This window comes from Pseudoflavitalea rhizosphaerae (assembly GCF_003991355.1).
Lineage (GTDB): Bacteria > Bacteroidota > Bacteroidia > Chitinophagales > Chitinophagaceae > Pseudobacter > Pseudobacter rhizosphaerae.
The window spans coordinates 600231-617450 of the sequence record NZ_RCSU01000001.1; the positions used below are offsets into that span (position 1 = coordinate 600231).

Genomic DNA, 17220 nt, shown 5'->3' on the forward strand with positions numbered 1-17220 from the left:
ATTAAAATCTCAAAATAACCGGCAGCCTTATTTCCACACAGGTGCCTCCGTTGTTTGCTTTATCGGTGATCTTCAGGCTGCCATTACCATTGTATTGTTTATTGATGATGGCCAGGCGGCTTTCTGTGATTGCGATGCCAAGCGACTTCCGTTCATGCCCGGCCTTACTGTTCCTGCCGCAGCCATTATCGTCCACTACACATAACAGTCCCGCTCCCTCCCGGTGAATGCCGATCCGGATGAGCCCCTTATCTTCTTTGGCTGCAAACCCATGCCAGATGCTGTTCTCGATGAAGGGCTGCAACAGCAACGGGGGCATCATTACATTGTCTTTCTCCAATCCGTCATCTACAGCGATCTCGTAGGTGAACTGTTCTTTCAATCTTTTCATTTCAGTTTGCATGTAAAGTTCCAGGAAAGACAATTCTTCCTGCAGGGTGATCTCTTTCTGCCGGGAATACTCCAATGTCATCCGCATCAGGCTGGCAAAGGAAGACAGGTATTCCCTTGCCTCTACGGCAGGATGCTTCAGGATATAATCACCAACTGAGTTGAGCGAGTTGAATATGAAATGAGGGCTAAGCTGGGCTCTCAGCGCTTTCAATTCAGTTTCCGCCACCATCACATTGTGTGCGGCTTCCTGTTGTTTGAACAACATATCCCTGCGCCGTTTGTACAGGATAAAACCAAAGATGCCCGCCAGCAGGAGCCCGCTGCCACCCAGCAGCACTGCGTTCTTCATGGTGGTCTGCCGTTGGATAGCTGCCTGCGCCATCGTTTCTTTTTTCTCGAAATCGAAGCTCATTTGTTTCCTGGTAAGCGCTCTTGCTTTTTCCTCGTTGAAAATAGTATCATGAAGGATTACATGCCGCTTGTACGCGGACAGTGCTTGGGCAGCATCGCCCATTCGTTCGTAAGTATGACTGATCATTTCGAGGGCTTCGCTTTCACGTAAGGGAATGCCGCTTTCCTGTGCAGCCAGCAGCGCTTCCTGCTGCAGCGCCAGCACATCCGGCAGGTGTGAGCGTCCGGTGAACATACTGTCTTTGCAATTGCTCAGGGCTATCAGCGCAATGGAGAGATTCCCCTTGTCGTTCTTTTCCCGGTAAATGGCCACTGCTTTTTCCAGGTAAAGGATGGCGCTGTCCGGCTGCTGCATACGGCTGAGAACGATGCCGGTATTGGTAAGGTCCGACGCCAACCGAAGCTGATTACCGATTGCCAGGTTGATGTTCATTGCCTTCTCATAAAAACCGATCGCTTTCCCTGGTTCCCCCATGAGATCGAATAAAGAACCGATATTTGAATAGCCAAGTGCCATACCGCGCCTGTCTCCCATCGAACTATATAATTGCAGCGCCTGTTCTTCGTATTTCATCGCCCTTGAATATTCACCCTGGTTCTTGTACACAAGTCCGATATTGAGTTGGATGCTGGCCTCCAATGAACCGTTGTCCGGCGCATTCACTTTGCTGGCATTGAAGAAGGCGTCCAGTGCCCGGCGATAATCGTTCAGCGTCAGGAAAACTGTACCCATATTGTTGAGGGAATGACGGACCCCTTCCTGGTGACCAAGGTCCCTGAAAACAGACAGTGCTTCCTCATGGTCGCGCAGTGCTTCCACGTACTTACCGATGGCATAATAATTCAACGCCCGGTTATTGAGGGTTTTCGCATAGCTGAGCCTGTTACCCGATTCATTGTAAAGTGCCAGCGCTTTGTTACTGGCATCCATAGCAAGAGAGTCTTTTCCCAGGGCCCAGTAATTGGTCCCCTGACGGCTATAGGCCACGGCCAGTCCCTGTTTATTTTTCAATTTACCTGCCAGCAACGCTGCTTCGGCAGCCATCCGCAAGCCTTCTTCCGGATCTGCGGAATGGTACAGGAAAGACAGTTCATTCAACCATTTCAGCCGGACGGTATCGGCATGCCGGTGCTGCGCCAGGAGCGCCTTCAGTGAATCGATGGCAGGAGGTAATTCCTGGGCAGCGGCTTTACTGGCAAGGGACAGGAAGACCGGTATGAACAGGGGCCATTTCATGATAGAGTCAAATATACAGTTGTTGTCAACAAATAAGTGAAACCACCCACTTAATCATTGCATGTTCTCAGTTATTCATTCTGGCTTGCCCGGTCCTGGCCAGGTTGATAATTTCGAACAAATAGCCTACCGATGACAAGTTTACTCAAAGCCCCGGTCCTGGTCCTCTGCCTTTTAGTTTCCATTTTGAAAGCTGGTGCGCAGGAAACCGGCAAGAACCCTACATTGAAAGAATCCGTTGAATCCATCCGCAACCTCTTCAAAAAGAAAAATGGCGGGGGAGAACAGAACGGTAACCCTCTATCCGAACAGTCATCATTGAACTATCAACACCTGAAGGGCGGCAGCATATCCCCGAATGTAGTTTACATCGATGCAGACAGGATGACCAACTTCAGTGATGGAAAAGCCATCATACACAAAGGCAACTCCACTGCCATGATCAACAGCAAGGGAGAACAGGTGATCCCTTTCAACAAATACAGGTTCTTCGCAATCGACAATACCTATGTGGAGTACCCCACTGAAGTATTTGCCAATGGCCTGTTCCAGTACGCAGCCAATAACAATGAAGGATATACGCATTTCATGAATGCGGCTGGCAAAGAAATAACCGGTCCATCCATTGAAAACAGTTCTGCTTTGACGTACACCAACAATAAATCCCTCCTTGTAAAAAGCAAAACGCTCTATAACAAGCCTAAGGACCGGCAGGGGCACTACCCTCAAGTATTTTACTATATCACTAAAGAGAATAAACTATTCCAGCTGGAAAAAGCACTTACCTATATCCGTGATGGCATCGGAATTATAAACGCTTATGTAAACGGCGGCTGGAAACTGGGATATGTTCGTCTGACCGGAGAAGCCGTTACCGGTATCATTTTCGACAAAGCAAACCCCTTCAACAATGGCATGGCGGTAGTGGGGCAAAAAGACCAGTATGGCATCATGAAATATGGATACATCAACGAAAAAGGAAAGCTGGTAGTTCCATTCATGTTCTCGCAAGAGCCCGGCAGTTTTTCAGGAGGCTTTGCCAAAGTGAAGCCCAAAGACAAAACCGGGTTCGAATACGGGTACATCAATAAACAGGGTAAGCTCGTTTTGACCCAGACCACGGCAGATAAAAAACATTACGGCGGAACCTTCAATGAATTTGGAAACTTTCAGCCATATGGGATCTGCGTAACGCAGGACCTGCGTTACGTAATGGATACCTCCTTCAGGATACAATCCAAAGATGCTTTTTTTGCAAGTTTCGGCATCAAGGGCATCGCCCATTTCAAAGGCGCCTATTACGACAAGGGGAGTGGGAAAAGAACAACCAGTCCCGCACCATTTAACGTGAAAGGAGAACCCAACCCAAAAATCTATTTTTCCATTAATCCATCCGCCAGTATCGGCTTCATCAACCTCAGCACGAAAACAGTAGTATTGCCTGCCTTTTCAAGGATCGGTTATTTTGATCCCGTTTCCGGCCTGGCTTATGCAGAGATAGACAATATCGTCACCAAAGGAGGTCATAAAGGAATTGAAACTACCAAAGGTTATATTAATGAGCGCGGTGAATGGGTGATCCTGCAAAGCAAAGGAAGCCAATGGTAAATCTTTAGAAACCAAATTATCCAATATAGTGAAAAACGTTGCTCAGATTTGATTGCAAACAATTAAAATACTTTTTGTAGATTGAATTCATATGTCTGCGAACCGGCTATACAAAATACTGGCCCTGGTTTGGTTGATGAGTATAACAGTGACCAGCCCCGCCTTTGGGCAACAGCTGAAACAGGAGGATGCCTGCCTGCTATATTGCAATACCTGGAACTTCCTGAAATATACGCACCCGCAGATGGCTGCGGGCTGCGTCAATGCAGATTCACTTTTCCTCGCAGACATGCCCAAAGTGCTGGAAATAGCCAACCGGCAGGGATTGAACACGCTGTTGCTACAACTACTTGAACGATTCCCCGTTCCGGCTGAACAGGCCGCCGAAAGTACTGATGCCGGTGATCTTCTAACCAGTAATTTCAATCTGGACTGGTTCCTGCACAACCGCCTTCTCAGCCCCGCGAACCGGTTGAAACTACAAGCGCTCTGGCGGCACCGTTATACCGGGAAAGCCAGTTATTATTTGCCTGCACTGAGTTACGATGCAGAAATACCCCACGAACCCGCCTACCCTTTTGCCAAAGCTGAAAGCATCCCGCCCCTTTATCGCCTGCTGGCCCTGGCCAAGCTGCAGGGAGCCGCAGATTATCTCTTTCCACACAAGTACCTGATGCCGCGAAATTTTAACGAGGCGCTCAAAGAAGCCTTCCCGGTGATGCTATCTGCCAACAGCCGTGAACAATATGAACGTACGCTGCTGAAATTGACAGCGCTTTTCCGGGATACGCACAGCTTCGGTTTCTACAAGCAGTTAGAGTTTAAAAAATCCATTTTTAAAAATGCGTGTTACCCGCCCTTTACATATCATGTATTTGATGATGGGGTTCTGGTGACCGGCCTTATCCTGGAGCAGTCCTGCATCAGTGCAGAATTGCAAAAAGGCGACTACATTACCGCGATCAACGGCCAACCCGTAAAGCAAAAAATAGAGGATTTATCGGCACTGCTTTCCGCTTCCAATCACCAGGCACTGGTACACCGCCTCTCTGATTACGTGCCTAATTTACTTTGGGGATCCGACTCTGCTACCTTTCATCTAAGCGTCCGGCGCGGGTGGCAAAAATTTCTTTGCCACCTTGACTTTCCCGGTAACGGACAACCGAAAGACCTGGCCAGCATCAGCCGGCATCTGTCTGCAGCGGCCACGAAGAAATCCGTCAGTGACCAATTAACCTTACTGGACGATAGTATCGTTTACTTCAGGACCAATGATACTTACCGGCTGATCGCCAACTCAGCGGATGAACAGATCGACCAGCATATGGATTCATTGCTGGCCACCGCCGGTAAAATGAAAGGAATCATTTTTGACATGCGTGGTTACCCGGACTGGGGCGGTTTTGTATATACTTATATCTTCAGGAAATTTGGCTCCGTACCACATTTTTACGCCCGGTACTATGAACTGAATAAACAAAAATTAGGCACTTATATCCTCAGACAGGACACTGCCACCTATTATGCGCCTGGTCTGCCGGTACACAATGCGCCTTACCAGGGTAACGTAGTAATCATCGTCAACAGTGAAACCCTCAGCCAGAGCGAATGGAACACCATGAACCTGCAAGCCGTATTCCCGAACGCCATCACTATCGGTGAACAAACTGCCGGCGCCGATGGCGACATCAAAAAGCTAAACCTGCCGGGTGGGTATGTGTTTGAATTTACAGGTAATGCCATCTTTTACAACAATGGCCGCGAAGCGCAGCAGAATGGAGTCCGGATCAACCGGTTGTTGCCCCGCACCAGGGAAAGCCTGCTTTCAGGCAACGACAACCAGTTGGAAGCAGCGATCAGCCTGGGATAAACTTTGAATTATAGTATCAAGTTAAGCAAGAAAAAAGGCGCAGTTGGAACTGCGCCTTTTGTGACTCCGTCAGGATTCAAACCTGAAACCTTCTGATCCGTAGTCAGATGCTCTATTCAGTTGAGCTACGGAGCCTTTTGATTCTCACCGACTTCTTTTTGTCATCAGCGGGGTGCAAAAATAAGGGAATTTTTAATTTCAATAAACAGATTTCTAAGTTTTTTTGATAAAATATTGATCCCCATACTCAAAGCCAACTACTCTATCTCCGGAAATGCAGGCCGGACAAGGGCAAAAGCCATTCAATTTTTTTCTGATTATTTTTACTCCATGAAGCTCCAACTCTGGACGATCGGCAAAAAACACGAAAGCTACGTAGAACAAGGCATCAGCGATTTCACCAATCGTATCTCCAACTACTACCCTGTTCAATGGCATATCATTCCCGGCCCCAAAAATGCCGCTACACTCAGTGAATCCGACCTCAAGAAAAAAGAAGGCGAGATCATCCTCAACTTACTTCAGAAAGATGATTACCTGGTGGCGCTCGACGAACGCGGCAAACAATTCAGTTCAGAAAAACTGGCGCAGTTCATAGAAACACGAGCGGCTGATCGCGTGAGGAACCTGGTCTTTCTGATCGGCGGAGCATATGGGATCGATGAGGCAGTGATGAAAAGATCGAATTACCAGTGGAGCTTGAGTCAACTCGTTTTCCCCCATCAGCTGGTAAGATTGATACTGGCAGAACAGATCTACCGCGCCTGCACCATCACACGCAATGAAAAATATCATCATAAATAAACATATCCACCAAAATCTCAGGTATTCCACACGGGTATGAATATTCTACATTTTAAGTAGATTTGTTCCTTAACAGTTACTCAATGAGCATTACGCTAATTATCATTATCATTACCTGTATTGTGTCGTTCACCGCATTCACCAATGGAAAAGTGTACGACGATCTTATCTTCTATCCCCCATCCGTAACTTACGATAAACAATGGTACCGCTTCTTCAGCTGTGGACTGATCCATGCAGACTGGGCCCACCTTATCTTCAATATGTGGGCATTGTATCTTTTCGGCACACAGCTGGAACAGGCTTTCCTGGAGGTATTCGGACAAATGGGCAAAATTTTCTATCTCCTTCTTTATATATCATCCCTCTTCTTCTGTCTGCTGCCCACCTATGCCAAACACAAGGACGACAGCAGCTATCGCAGCCTGGGTGCATCAGGAGCGGTATCGGCAGTGATCTTTGCAGCCATCCTGTATGTGCCGCTCATGAACCTGCGATTCTTCTTCATACCCATCGATATCAAAGGATTTATTTTCGGCGCGCTGTATCTTATTATCTCTTCTTACCTCGACAAAAGAGGCGGGGATAACGTGAACCACTCTGCGCATATCTATGGAGGATTGTACGGGATCGCCTTCTTTATCGTGATGGCCTATGCGTTTTCCGACTATCCCGTATTGCAAATGTTCATCGCGCAGATCCAATCCTGGTTAGGCAGTTTCTAATGTGATCGTAAGGATCTTCTTTGTGGAGTTCGTGACCTTGAAGCGATCATCTATCCGCATGCCCACTACCCAAATGATCTTTTTGTTCATCTCCAGTACCCAGACTTTTTCCTTGGCAGTGGCGCTGAGCTTTTGATCTATGAGGAAACGGGCTACTTTCTTTTTCTTCTGCATGCCGAGCGGATAGAAATAGTCGCCTTTTTTCCAGGGACGAAGGATAAATGGGAACCGGATATGCTTTGAATCGAGCGCAGCGATGGTCGGATCCGCACTCAATAAGAAATGCTCAACTGTGCTTTCTTCCAGTATGATCTTTCCATTCCTAAAGCTGGTGGTTCCCGTGCTTTCAATGAGCAGATGTTGGGCATCATCAGCTACCAGTGGTGCAATGATCAGCCATTTCCGGTTACGGATGATTCTATGGGTAGATGATTGTACGTATTTCCCGGTTTCACTGTTCAACAAAGCAACTACTTCGGTTACCTGTGCTGGTGAGAAGTCATATTCTTTGATGATTTCGTACACGATGGTGTTCAATGGCTCCGCCTTCGCCAGTTTTAATACCGGGATATGTGTTTCATTTCCTTTTATTTCCAGTAACTTCTTTGTATGCATGTTGATGGCCTGATGGTACAGGCTTTCTATTTCACGGAATCTTTGAATATTGGCCGCGAGGTTTTCTGATACCTGGGGATAAATTTCCTGCAAAACCGGGATCAGCTGATGTCGCAGATAATTGCGTGCGTATTTATCCGAGGCATTGGAGCTGTCTTCCACCCATTGTAAATTTTTTACTTCAGCATATGCCTGCAGATCAGCACGGGATGCAAACAATAGTGGACGGACCAGTTTATCCTGTTTTGGTAAGATCCCCCTCAAACCGGCAATACCAGTGCCTTTGAAGAAATTCATCAAAATGGTTTCGATGTTATCATCGCGGTGATGGGCAGTGAGAATAAAATCTGCTACATGAGCATCAAGCAGAGAGAAGAACCAGTTGTAACGAAGTTCACGTGCAGCCACCTGAGCAGAGATCTTCTTTTCTTTTGCGTAAGCCTCTGTATCGAATTTTTGAACCAGAACTTTTTTACTGTATTTCGAAGCGAGCTCGCGGACGAATTGTTCGTCACGTTCGCTTTCGGCGCCGCGGAGTTGAAAATTACAATGAGCGAGGATCACATCAAAGCCGGTTGCAATGCAGAGATCGGTCAGCACCACGGAATCAAGACCGCCGCTTACAGCCAGCAACAGTTTGTTGCCGGGCAGGAAGAGCTGTTCTTTATGAATGAATGATTGGAATGATAAAAGAAAATCCATTAATTAAGTATAAGACATCAAATTCTTGCAATTAACCTCCTTAAATCAATTATTCATGCTACCCAGTTATTTTCTCAGGTACTCTTCGACCATTTTTCCTAGAACTTTTTTTAACTCAGGCATATTGGGATACAAGTTCATTTCAGCTTCATTTATTAAGTCTATACAGCTCTTTTCTATTAATTCGTTCCTTTCTGAATTTGACCTAAAGGTTTCTCTTATACCTGGCAGCCCACTAACAGAAGAAGGCCTAATGGGCTTGTTTTTGTATTCTTCAATTAGGGTTTCGGCTCTTCTAGTAAAGCGTTGCGTATATTGATTTATCATTTGAGAAGATCATTAATTACTCTAAAATCAAGTCTGAAAACAATGGATTTTTTAACCTTATGTGATCATACTTCGCATCTTTTCTCTACTCATCCATCAACTCATCATAAGCCATCCTCAATTCATTCATCGCATGCCTGTCGCCCGCTTTCTGCGCTGCCGCCAATCCCTTTTCATACCATTCCAGCGCCTGCGTCCTCTCTCCCAACCTTTCCATCAATTTCGCCAACTGGTAATAGCTGCCAATATACCCGGGGTCCCGCTGCAATAATGTCTCCCACACACGTCTGGCCTCAGCATCCTGCCCCATCGCCAGCATTTCCATCGCCAGCGCATGGTTCAAAAAGCTGTCTTCAGGACTGGAAGCCAGCATCTGCCTCAATTTATCGATCCTTTCCATCTTTTTCCCACAATTAATTTTTACTAATCCTTTCAAAACTATCTTTGCGACACTTATATTTGTTCCAGCATTGGTTGCATAAACAACCATTTAAGGGAAACTTAATACAATCTTAAATACTTCGCTAATGAAGATCTTAGTATGTATCAGCAAAACGCCGGACACAACGGCAAAAATAGCCTTCACTGATAACAATACGAAATTTGCACAGGATGGCGTTCAATGGATCATCAATCCATACGATGAGTGGTATGCACTGGTCCGTGCAATCGAACTGAAAGAGAAAGACCCTTCCACCGTGCTGCACCTCGTGAATGTAGGAGGCGCTGATGCTGATGTTGTCATCCGTAAAGCGCTTGCGCTGGGTGGAGATGAAGCGATCCGTGTGAATGCAGACAGCCAGGACAGTTTCTATATCGCCAGCCAGATTGCCGAAGTGGCCAAATCCGGCGGCTATGACCTCGTTTTCACCGGCCGTGAGACCATCGACTACAATGGTTCATCCATCGGCGGTATGGTGGCCGAACTTCTGGGTCTCCCCTATGTATCCCTCGCTACCAAATTTGAACTGAATGGCACAACGGCCACGATCACCCGCGAAATTGAAGGCGGAGAAGAGATCTGCGAAGTGCAGTTACCTGTTGCGGTTAGTTGCCAGAAAGGAATGGCAGAACAACGCATTCCCAATATGAAAGGCATCATGGGCGCACGCACCAAGCCTCTCAAAGTGGTGGAGCCTGCTGCTGTAGATGCACTCACTTCTATCGTGAGCTTTGAGCTCCCTCCTGCAAAAGCAGGTGTGAAACTGATCCCTGCAGACAATCCGGAGGAACTGGTAAGACTGCTTCACGAAGAAGCCAAAGTGATCTAAGCCTTTCAGCAACATCATTCTTTTACTTCAATTCAACACAACGATATGTCAGTTTTAATCTTCATAGACCAGGCCGAAGGCCATATCAAGAAAGCTTCCCTGGAAGCCATGAGTTATGGCGCAAAAGTGGCCGCCCAACTGGGAACCACAGCCGAAGGTATTGTGCTGGGTTCCATAACTGAAGACCTCGCAGCATTGGGTAAATATGGCATCAAAAAGGTGCATCATGTAAACAATCCTGCACTGGACCATTTCGATGCGCAAATTTTCACCCACGCCATTGCAGAAGGCGTGAAAGCCACCGGCGCCGATGTGGTGATCTTCAGTAATAACGTAGACGGCAAGGCCATTGCGCCACGCCTCAGCGCACAACTCAAAGCAGGACTGGTTTCCGGAGCAGTTGCCCTGCCCGATACCAGCAATGGATTTGTAGTGAAGAAAAACGTTTTCTCCGGCAAGGCATTCGCCAATATCGCTATCACTACTCCTGTAAAGATTATTGCTCTCAACCCCAACTCATACAAAGTGGAAACTACTGAAGGCGTTGCCGAAGTGGCCGCCCTCAATGTGAATGTTGAAGCGCCTAAAGTGAAAGTGACTGCCGTGAACAAGGTGACAGGTGAGATCCCGCTCAGCGAAGCCGAGATCGTAGTGAGTGGCGGCCGTGGTTTAAAAGGACCCGAGAACTGGGGCTTTATCACAGACCTGGCCCATGTACTGGGAGCAGCCACAGCCTGCAGCCGCCCTGTGGCTGATGCGCACTGGCGCCCGCACCATGAGCATGTTGGTCAGACTGGCCTCGCAATTGCACCGAACCTCTACATTGCCGTGGGCATCTCAGGCGCTATTCAGCACCTGGCGGGTGTGAACCGCAGCAAAGTGATAGTAGTGATCAATAAAGATCCTGAAGCGCCCTTCTTCAAAGCCGCCGATTACGGTATCGTAGGTGATGCTTTTGAAGTGATGCCCAAGATCATTGAAGCCGCAAAAAAAGTGAAAGGAATGGCCTAAATCCATTTCTCCAATAATATCAGAATCTAGTTAAGCGGTTGTTATGCAACCGCTTACTTTTTTGGACAAAAAGCCTTAGTTTCGTGTCTCCGTATGAAGAAAATAGAGTTGGAAATAGTTGCACTATCACATAGTATAACCCAGACGCATTCTTACGCTGTAGTGCTGGGTGAGGTAAATGGGCTCCGCCGTTTACCCATTGTGATCGGGGGCTTTGAAGCCCAGGCCATTGCTGTGGCGCTGGAAAAAATGCATCCAAGCCGTCCGCTCACTCATGATCTCATGAAGAATTTCATGAATGCTTTCACTATCGATCTGCAGGAGATCGTTATCTGTGACCTGCAGGAAGGCATCTTCTACTCCAAACTTATTTGCGTAAGCGAACACGATACCGTGGAAATCGATTCCCGTACTTCCGATGCGCTGGCCCTGGCCGTTCGCTTCGGTTGTCCTATTTATACCTACGAGAACATCCTGGAAAGCGCCGGCATCCTCATGGAAGATCCTTCCGGCAAGAAGAAAACGCCAAGAGAAGCCGTAGCCGCTGAAGCCAGTTCCGGCAGCAGCAGCACTGGTCATGATGATCTCAAAGCTATGAGCATCGACGAACTGCATACCCTCCTGAACGAAGTACTGGAACAGGAAGATTATATCCGGGCCATCGCCATCCGTGATGAGATCAACAGCCGGAAAAAAGGCAGATAATATCCCATACAGGAATGATCAGCTTTCCCAATTGTAAGATCAACCTCGGCCTCCATATACTTGGCAAAAGGAATGATGGATACCACGATCTGGCAACGGTGTTCTATCCATTGCCCGTGAAAGACGTGCTGGAGATCGTGAAAGCTCCTGCCCTCCAACTTTCCGTTACAGGGATTCCTGTTGGCGGCCCCCCTGAAAAAAATCTCTGTGTGAAAGCCTGGGAACTGCTGAAGGCAGATTTTCCGGACCTCTCCCCCGTTACTATCTGCCTCCATAAGAATATTCCCATGGGCGCAGGACTGGGGGGCGGATCCGCCGATGGCGCTTTCATGCTCAGCCTGCTCAACAATAAATTCAACCTGCAGCTCAGCAAAAAGGAACTGCTGCAATACGCGCTGCAACTCGGCAGCGACTGTCCGTTTTTCATTCATAACCAGCCCTGCCTGGCAACTGGTCGTGGTGAAGTACTTACACCTCTTGCGTTAGACCTTGGTAATTATTCATTCCTGCTGGTGCATCCGGGAGTTCATGTAAATACCGCCTGGGCATTTTCGCAGGTACATCCTACCGGTAATGGCACAGCGCTGGAAGCTATCGTGCAACAACCGGTGGAAACCTGGAAAGATCAACTCATCAATGATTTCGAAGCGCCTGTAATAAGCCATCATCCTGAATTACAGGAGATCAAACACAGGCTCTATGATGCAGGCGCGATATATGCTTCCATGTCTGGAAGCGGTTCTGCTTTCTATGGCATTTTCCCGAAGGACCAATTGCCTGGGATCGAATGGCCATCTGCATACAGCGTGTTCTTCAACCGCTGATTTCGCCCTTCCCGCATTTTTTTGTACCTTCGCTTCAAATCAGTTCATATCAGAACTAATATTCACATATCAGCATTCCTTCATTTCAATCTCGATTTCCTCAACCATCGAGGTTAGTTGCTGGTGTTCCGGTGCCACTTCGCACCGGGCAGTTTCCCCTGTCTGATCAATTCATCTTTTCTATCAGTATTCTTTGCAGGATACGCCCGTAAAATCGATTCGTATGCAAGCAACAGTTTCATCCTCTGCCAGAGAGCAGCACTACCTGAATTTGGAAGATAAATTCGGCGCACACAATTATCACCCTCTTCCCGTTGTTCTTGAACGCGGACAAGGTGTGCACGTGTGGGACGTAGATGGCAAACGTTATTTTGATTTCCTCAGCGGTTATTCTGCCGTTAACCAGGGACATTGCCATCCCGGTATCGTTGCTGCCCTGATAGAGCAGGCGCAGAAATTGACGCTCACCAGCCGCGCCTTCCACAGTTCACTTTTGGGCGAGTATGCGCAATTCATCACAGAATATTTCGGGTACAATAAAGTGTTGCCTGTGAATACCGGTGTGGAAGCAGTGGAAACAGCCATCAAGCTTTGCCGCCGCTGGGGATACGAAGTGAAAGGGATCGAAGAGAACAAAGCAGTGATCATCGTCTGTTCCAATAATTTCCACGGCCGCACCAGCACCGTAATCTCGTTCAGCTCCGACCCTTCAGCAAGAAAAGGATTTGGTCCGTTCATGCAGGGATTCGTGAGTATTCCATTCAATAACCTCGATGCATTGAGCGAAGCTTTGAAAGATAAGAATGTTGCCGGCTTCCTCGTGGAACCGATCCAGGGCGAAGCAGGTGTAGTAGTACCTGATGCTGGTTATCTCGCCAAAGCAAAGCAATTCTGCGCAGACGCCAATGTATTGTTCATTGCCGATGAAATACAAACAGGTCTCAGCAGAACAGGAAAAATGCTGGCATGCGATCATGAAAATGTAAGACCCGATATCCTGGTCCTCGGAAAAGCACTGAGTGGCGGCATCATGCCTGTATCAGCCGTGCTGGCTGATGACGAGATCATGCTTACCATCAAACCCGGAGAACACGGCTCCACATATGGAGGCAATCCGCTGGCCTGCAAAGTGGCCATCGCAGCACTTACTGTGCTGAAAAATGAAAAGATGGCGGAGAATGCGGAAAAGATGGGCGAACTGCTCCGTCAGCAATTACGCGATCTCCGGTCGCCCCATATCAAACTGATCCGCGGCAAAGGATTATTGAATGCTATCGTGATCAGTCACAAGAATACCGATGCTGCCTGGGATCTCTGCCTGGCGATGAAAGAGAATGGTATACTGGCCAAGCCAACGCATGGCGACAAGATCAGGTTAGCCCCACCGTTAGTGATCACAGCAGATGAGATCGAAGAATGTGTGCAACTGATCGGAAAAAGTCTTAAAGTGCTTGACTAATTAAATGGAATAATGAACAAATTACTGAACGGCTACCGGCCGTTCTTTTTTTGCTCTGGCAGTTTGGTGTCCGGGAACACTGCCATCAACAGCATTACAATTGAAGAGACGGCTACCAGCCAGATCCCTGCTTTTTTCTCAGGACAAATACCACGATAGCAACCTGTATACACCAGGAAGCACCTGATGGCAAAAGCCACTATGATAGCCGTGAAGAGCAGGTTCCAGCGCTTGGCCCATACACGTGGGATCAAAAAGAAGATGGATGCAATGATGGCAAAGGTCACAAAGAATTTTCCCGGCCTTCCGTAAAGATTGTTCTCGGAAAAGAAACCGGTGAAGTTCTTTTGTACATCAGGGTGATAGGTCCAGGGAATAAAGCAGGCGATCACAAGTGTAATTGCCGCCAGAATGCCGATCCATTGCGAGTATTTCATGGCGGCAAAAATAATTGATTTTATTGATCAGTTGCCGAGACGGTCGGCCAATACTTTTTCGAAATCGTTTCCCCCAATTATTCTTCCCTCCGGGTCAAGCAGGAAAAGAAGCGGCACATAGGAAATCCTGTATAACCTGGCAACCTCACCTTGTTCGCCCTGCACATCACTGCCCTGCTTCCAGGGTACTTTATCAGCTTCAACAGCATTGATCCAGTCCCTTGCATTTTTGTCGATCGATACACCAAGGATAGTAAAGCCTTTATCCTTGTATTTATTATAGACTTCCGTTAGTTCAGGTATGGCTGCCCGGCAGGGTTTGCACCAGCTGGCCCAAAAGTCGATCAATACATACTTTCCGCGGTAATCAGACAGCTTCCAGCTGTTACCGCCGGGATCCTGCACCTTGAAATCAGGAGCTATCCCCCCGGGGCGCAGCGCCATTTCGCTTTCAACAAACCGGCTGTATCTTTTGGCACGTTCCAGCTCACGAATGGAAACATCAAGTTCTTTCAGTAAGGGATACAATAAGTGACGTCTTTCCGAGTCGTATATCAACAGGTCCAGGCTCAATGCAGAAGAAGGATGTTGCTGAACATACGCAGTCACATCCGCTATATTCAGTTTTTTCAAATCCTGTCCATGCTTCTGCTGCCACGCATCCCACTCCTTGTTCAAAGGGCCTGCTGTTACGATTGCGTCAGACAATTTCTTGCCGGCTTGAACATGGACCACTCCATCTTCCAGATAGATGGTTCTCGTCATCATCCCGCCATCTGTAAATACCAGGAGATTAGCCATCATCACTTCCTGGTAATTGCCGGAAAGTTGAAATTTACCATTCCTTATTTTCGTTTTTTGAATCAATACCGGTTTATCTCCCTGTGTGATCAGGGAAATATTAGTGCTGTCAGGCAGATCAATGCTGCCATCGATCGTAAATTTTGCTTGTGCGTTCCCGAGCAGGGGCAGGAGCAAAAACAGGAAAATGGGAAATCTATTCATATCAACAAGACAAATCCCCCTGCCAATCGAGTGAATACGCCTTTACATTTATTTTTTCACTATTTCCAATCTCAGGGAACTGTTAATTAAAACCTTTCTTATGCGCCTTTAATCTGATCTTAATGTTGATTTATTATCCTTCGATTATTTTTGTGACACTTTAGCAAAAAACCTGTGAGCTTCAGATCATTCATATTATTGTTTTGCACTTTGGTATTCGGGATCGTTCTCACAACCGAAGGCAATACCCGGCGCTATCCAGCGCCCGGCAAGCATGTATTGGCATTGCTTGAAGAAGAGCAGGATGCCCGGGATTATTTTACAGAGACTGATCTCGATTTCACCGAGATCAATGCACAACGCCCCGGACGTTACCGTTCCAGGTTCACAGCCTCTCCCACTTATTTCATCATCAGTTCTGCTTCCCGCGCTGAGGACGCTTCCATCAAAGATATTCACGTCAGCAATCGCTACGTGTTACAACAACAGGCACATACATTACCCTTTTACTACCTGTTCCTGTTCCGGCTAACGCCATTCTGATCCCATTATATCCAATTCAGTTCTCTTCGCCTGCCATTCCATGACAGGATTATCATCATTATATACTTTAATGCTCAAGGAATTATTGCAGGCTACCAACGGTCTCCAATAAACGCCCAATTTTTATTTTATGAAGTCGATTCATTTATTCGGATTTCTGTCCGTGCTCTATCTGGCCGGATGTACAGCAAAAGGAAGTACTGAAAAAGAAAAACGCCTGGTGGAAGTACCCGTCTTTGAGCTGCAATCACGGGATACGATGCTGCACAAGAGCTATGTAAGCAGCATCGCCGCGTCCCAGAATGTGGAACTGCGCGCTAAAGTGAGCGGCTTCCTGGAAGGGATTGCCGTGGATGAAGGGCAATTTGTTCAGAAAGGGCAACTTCTCTTCCGCCTGAATGATGCGGAATTCAAACTGCAGCTGGCAGAAGCCAATGCCGCACTTACCAGCGCCGAAGCAGAACTGAAAAGCGCTGAAGTGGAAACAGACCGGGTAAAAAGACTGGTAGATAAAAAGATCCTTTCCCAGTCTGAGCTGGAGCTGGCCAATGCCCGTCTTACTGCCGCCCGCGCCAAAGTGCAGGAAGCTGAGGCAGGAAAAGAGAAAGCAGCCCTCCATCTCTCTTATGCGAATATCCGCGCACCCTTCAGTGGTGTGATAGACCGCATTCCACACAAAATAGGCAGTCTCATGAGTGAAGGCACCCTCCTCACCACCGTATCCGATGTTCATCTCATGCACGCTTATTTCAACGTATCCGAAAGCGAATACCTGCACTACGTGAAAGCAGGCGCAGCACGCAACCGCATGGGAAAGCCCGTGCAACTGCAACTGGCAGACGGAACCATGTTCCCGCAAACAGGAAAAATAGAAACGATGGATGGAGAAATAGAAAAACAGACAGGCTCCATCGCATTCCGTGCACAATTCCCGAACCCCGAAAAGCTGCTCAAACACGGCGCCAGCGGCAAAGTGCTGCTCACGAGTTTGGTGCCCCGGGCCATCATGATCCCACAGAGAAGCGTATTCGAGATCCAGGACAAGAATTATGTTTTCGTTCTGGAAAACAACAATACTGTAAAAATGAAACAATTCACGCCGGATACACGGATCGATGATTTCGTACTGGTGAAAGAAGGTCTCGAAGTAGGAGACCGCATCATCTACGAAGGAATCCAGAACATCCGTGAGGGAGTAAAAGTAGCTCCCCGTTTCATTTCAGCAGACAGCCTGCTGAACGTTCATTAATCCCAAAAACAAATTATCCGGCGC

At 47.5% G+C, this 17220-nt stretch carries 16 protein-coding genes and 1 tRNA gene; 11 read left to right on the plus strand and 6 right to left on the minus strand.

Features of this window, described 5'->3' with window-relative positions:
- Window position 1: 1 nt before the first annotated feature.
- Window positions 2–2041 (minus strand): tetratricopeptide repeat protein, encoded by a 2040-nt coding sequence (locus D9Y29_RS02185; protein WP_127124793.1) that lies wholly within the window; start codon window positions 2039–2041, stop codon window positions 2–4.
- Between the two features lie 132 nt (window positions 2042–2173).
- On the opposite strand from D9Y29_RS02185, the gene D9Y29_RS02190 reads away from it, so the two are divergent.
- A complete protein-coding gene (locus D9Y29_RS02190; protein ID WP_127124794.1) occupies window positions 2174–3649 on the plus strand; it encodes a WG repeat-containing protein in 1476 nt (491 codons plus the stop codon).
- A gap of 91 nt (window positions 3650–3740) precedes the next feature.
- Entirely contained in the window at window positions 3741–5519 is a 1779-nt protein-coding gene (locus D9Y29_RS02195; protein ID WP_127124795.1) for a S41 family peptidase, read from the plus strand.
- Between the two features lie 61 nt (window positions 5520–5580).
- Here D9Y29_RS02195 and D9Y29_RS02200 read toward each other — a convergent pair.
- Window positions 5581–5654: transfer RNA gene (locus D9Y29_RS02200), tRNA-Arg, on the minus strand.
- 99 nt (window positions 5655–5753) lie between these two features.
- On the opposite strand from D9Y29_RS02200, the gene D9Y29_RS02205 reads away from it, so the two are divergent.
- Both D9Y29_RS02205 and D9Y29_RS02210 read left to right on the plus strand, forming a co-directional pair.
- Complete coding sequence (locus D9Y29_RS02205; RefSeq protein WP_241237828.1) at window positions 5754–6323, plus strand: 23S rRNA (pseudouridine(1915)-N(3))-methyltransferase RlmH; 570 nt, start codon at window positions 5754–5756, stop codon at window positions 6321–6323.
- Between the two features lie 83 nt (window positions 6324–6406).
- Window positions 6407–7048 (plus strand): rhomboid family intramembrane serine protease, encoded by a 642-nt coding sequence (locus D9Y29_RS02210; RefSeq protein ID WP_127124797.1) that lies wholly within the window; start codon window positions 6407–6409, stop codon window positions 7046–7048.
- On the opposite strand, the gene tilS is transcribed toward D9Y29_RS02210, so the two are convergent.
- Together tilS and D9Y29_RS02220 are read right to left on the minus strand one after the other, a co-directional pair.
- Window positions 7034–8365 carry a tRNA lysidine(34) synthetase TilS gene (tilS, locus tag D9Y29_RS02215; protein WP_127124798.1) on the minus strand — a complete coding sequence of 444 codons (1332 nt, stop codon included), beginning with the start codon at window positions 8363–8365 and terminating at the stop codon, window positions 7034–7036. The two genes, D9Y29_RS02210 and tilS, sit on opposite strands and share 15 nt — an antisense overlap.
- Before the next feature lie 412 nt (window positions 8366–8777).
- Window positions 8778–9092 (minus strand): tetratricopeptide repeat protein, encoded by a 315-nt coding sequence (locus D9Y29_RS02220; RefSeq protein WP_127124799.1) that lies wholly within the window; start codon window positions 9090–9092, stop codon window positions 8778–8780.
- A 127-nt stretch (window positions 9093–9219) separates the two neighbouring features.
- Between D9Y29_RS02220 and D9Y29_RS02225 the strand changes: the two genes are divergently transcribed.
- From D9Y29_RS02225 to rocD, 5 genes are all read left to right on the plus strand, one after another.
- Window positions 9220–9963: an electron transfer flavoprotein subunit beta/FixA family protein gene (locus D9Y29_RS02225; RefSeq protein ID WP_127124800.1), complete on the plus strand. Its 744-nt coding sequence runs from the start codon at window positions 9220–9222 to the stop codon at window positions 9961–9963.
- Window positions 9964–10008: 45 nt separating this feature from the next.
- Window positions 10009–10974, plus strand: a complete 966-nt coding sequence (locus D9Y29_RS02230; protein ID WP_127124801.1) for an electron transfer flavoprotein subunit alpha/FixB family protein — start codon at window positions 10009–10011, stop codon at window positions 10972–10974.
- Between the two features lie 93 nt (window positions 10975–11067).
- Window positions 11068–11679, plus strand: coding sequence for a bifunctional nuclease family protein (locus D9Y29_RS02235; protein WP_127124802.1), 612 nt, complete (start codon window positions 11068–11070; stop codon window positions 11677–11679).
- 14 nt (window positions 11680–11693) lie between these two features.
- Complete coding sequence (ispE, locus tag D9Y29_RS02240) at window positions 11694–12503, plus strand: 4-(cytidine 5'-diphospho)-2-C-methyl-D-erythritol kinase (RefSeq protein ID WP_127124803.1); 810 nt, start codon at window positions 11694–11696, stop codon at window positions 12501–12503.
- 223 nt (window positions 12504–12726) lie between these two features.
- Complete coding sequence (gene rocD / locus D9Y29_RS02245; RefSeq protein ID WP_127124804.1) at window positions 12727–13962, plus strand: ornithine--oxo-acid transaminase; 1236 nt, start codon at window positions 12727–12729, stop codon at window positions 13960–13962.
- A 32-nt stretch (window positions 13963–13994) separates the two neighbouring features.
- On the opposite strand, the gene D9Y29_RS02250 is transcribed toward rocD, so the two are convergent.
- Both D9Y29_RS02250 and D9Y29_RS02255 read right to left on the minus strand, forming a co-directional pair.
- Window positions 13995–14399: a hypothetical protein gene (locus D9Y29_RS02250; protein ID WP_127124805.1), complete on the minus strand. Its 405-nt coding sequence runs from the start codon at window positions 14397–14399 to the stop codon at window positions 13995–13997.
- A 27-nt stretch (window positions 14400–14426) separates the two neighbouring features.
- Window positions 14427–15404, minus strand: a complete 978-nt coding sequence (locus tag D9Y29_RS02255) for a TlpA disulfide reductase family protein (protein ID WP_127124806.1) — start codon at window positions 15402–15404, stop codon at window positions 14427–14429.
- A gap of 174 nt (window positions 15405–15578) precedes the next feature.
- Between D9Y29_RS02255 and D9Y29_RS02260 the strand changes: the two genes are divergently transcribed.
- Together D9Y29_RS02260 and D9Y29_RS02265 are read left to right on the plus strand one after the other, a co-directional pair.
- Window positions 15579–15947: a hypothetical protein gene (locus tag D9Y29_RS02260; protein ID WP_127124807.1), complete on the plus strand. Its 369-nt coding sequence runs from the start codon at window positions 15579–15581 to the stop codon at window positions 15945–15947.
- Between the two features lie 130 nt (window positions 15948–16077).
- Complete coding sequence (locus D9Y29_RS02265) at window positions 16078–17196, plus strand: efflux RND transporter periplasmic adaptor subunit (RefSeq protein ID WP_127124808.1); 1119 nt, start codon at window positions 16078–16080, stop codon at window positions 17194–17196.
- Window positions 17197–17220 lie beyond the last annotated feature (24 nt).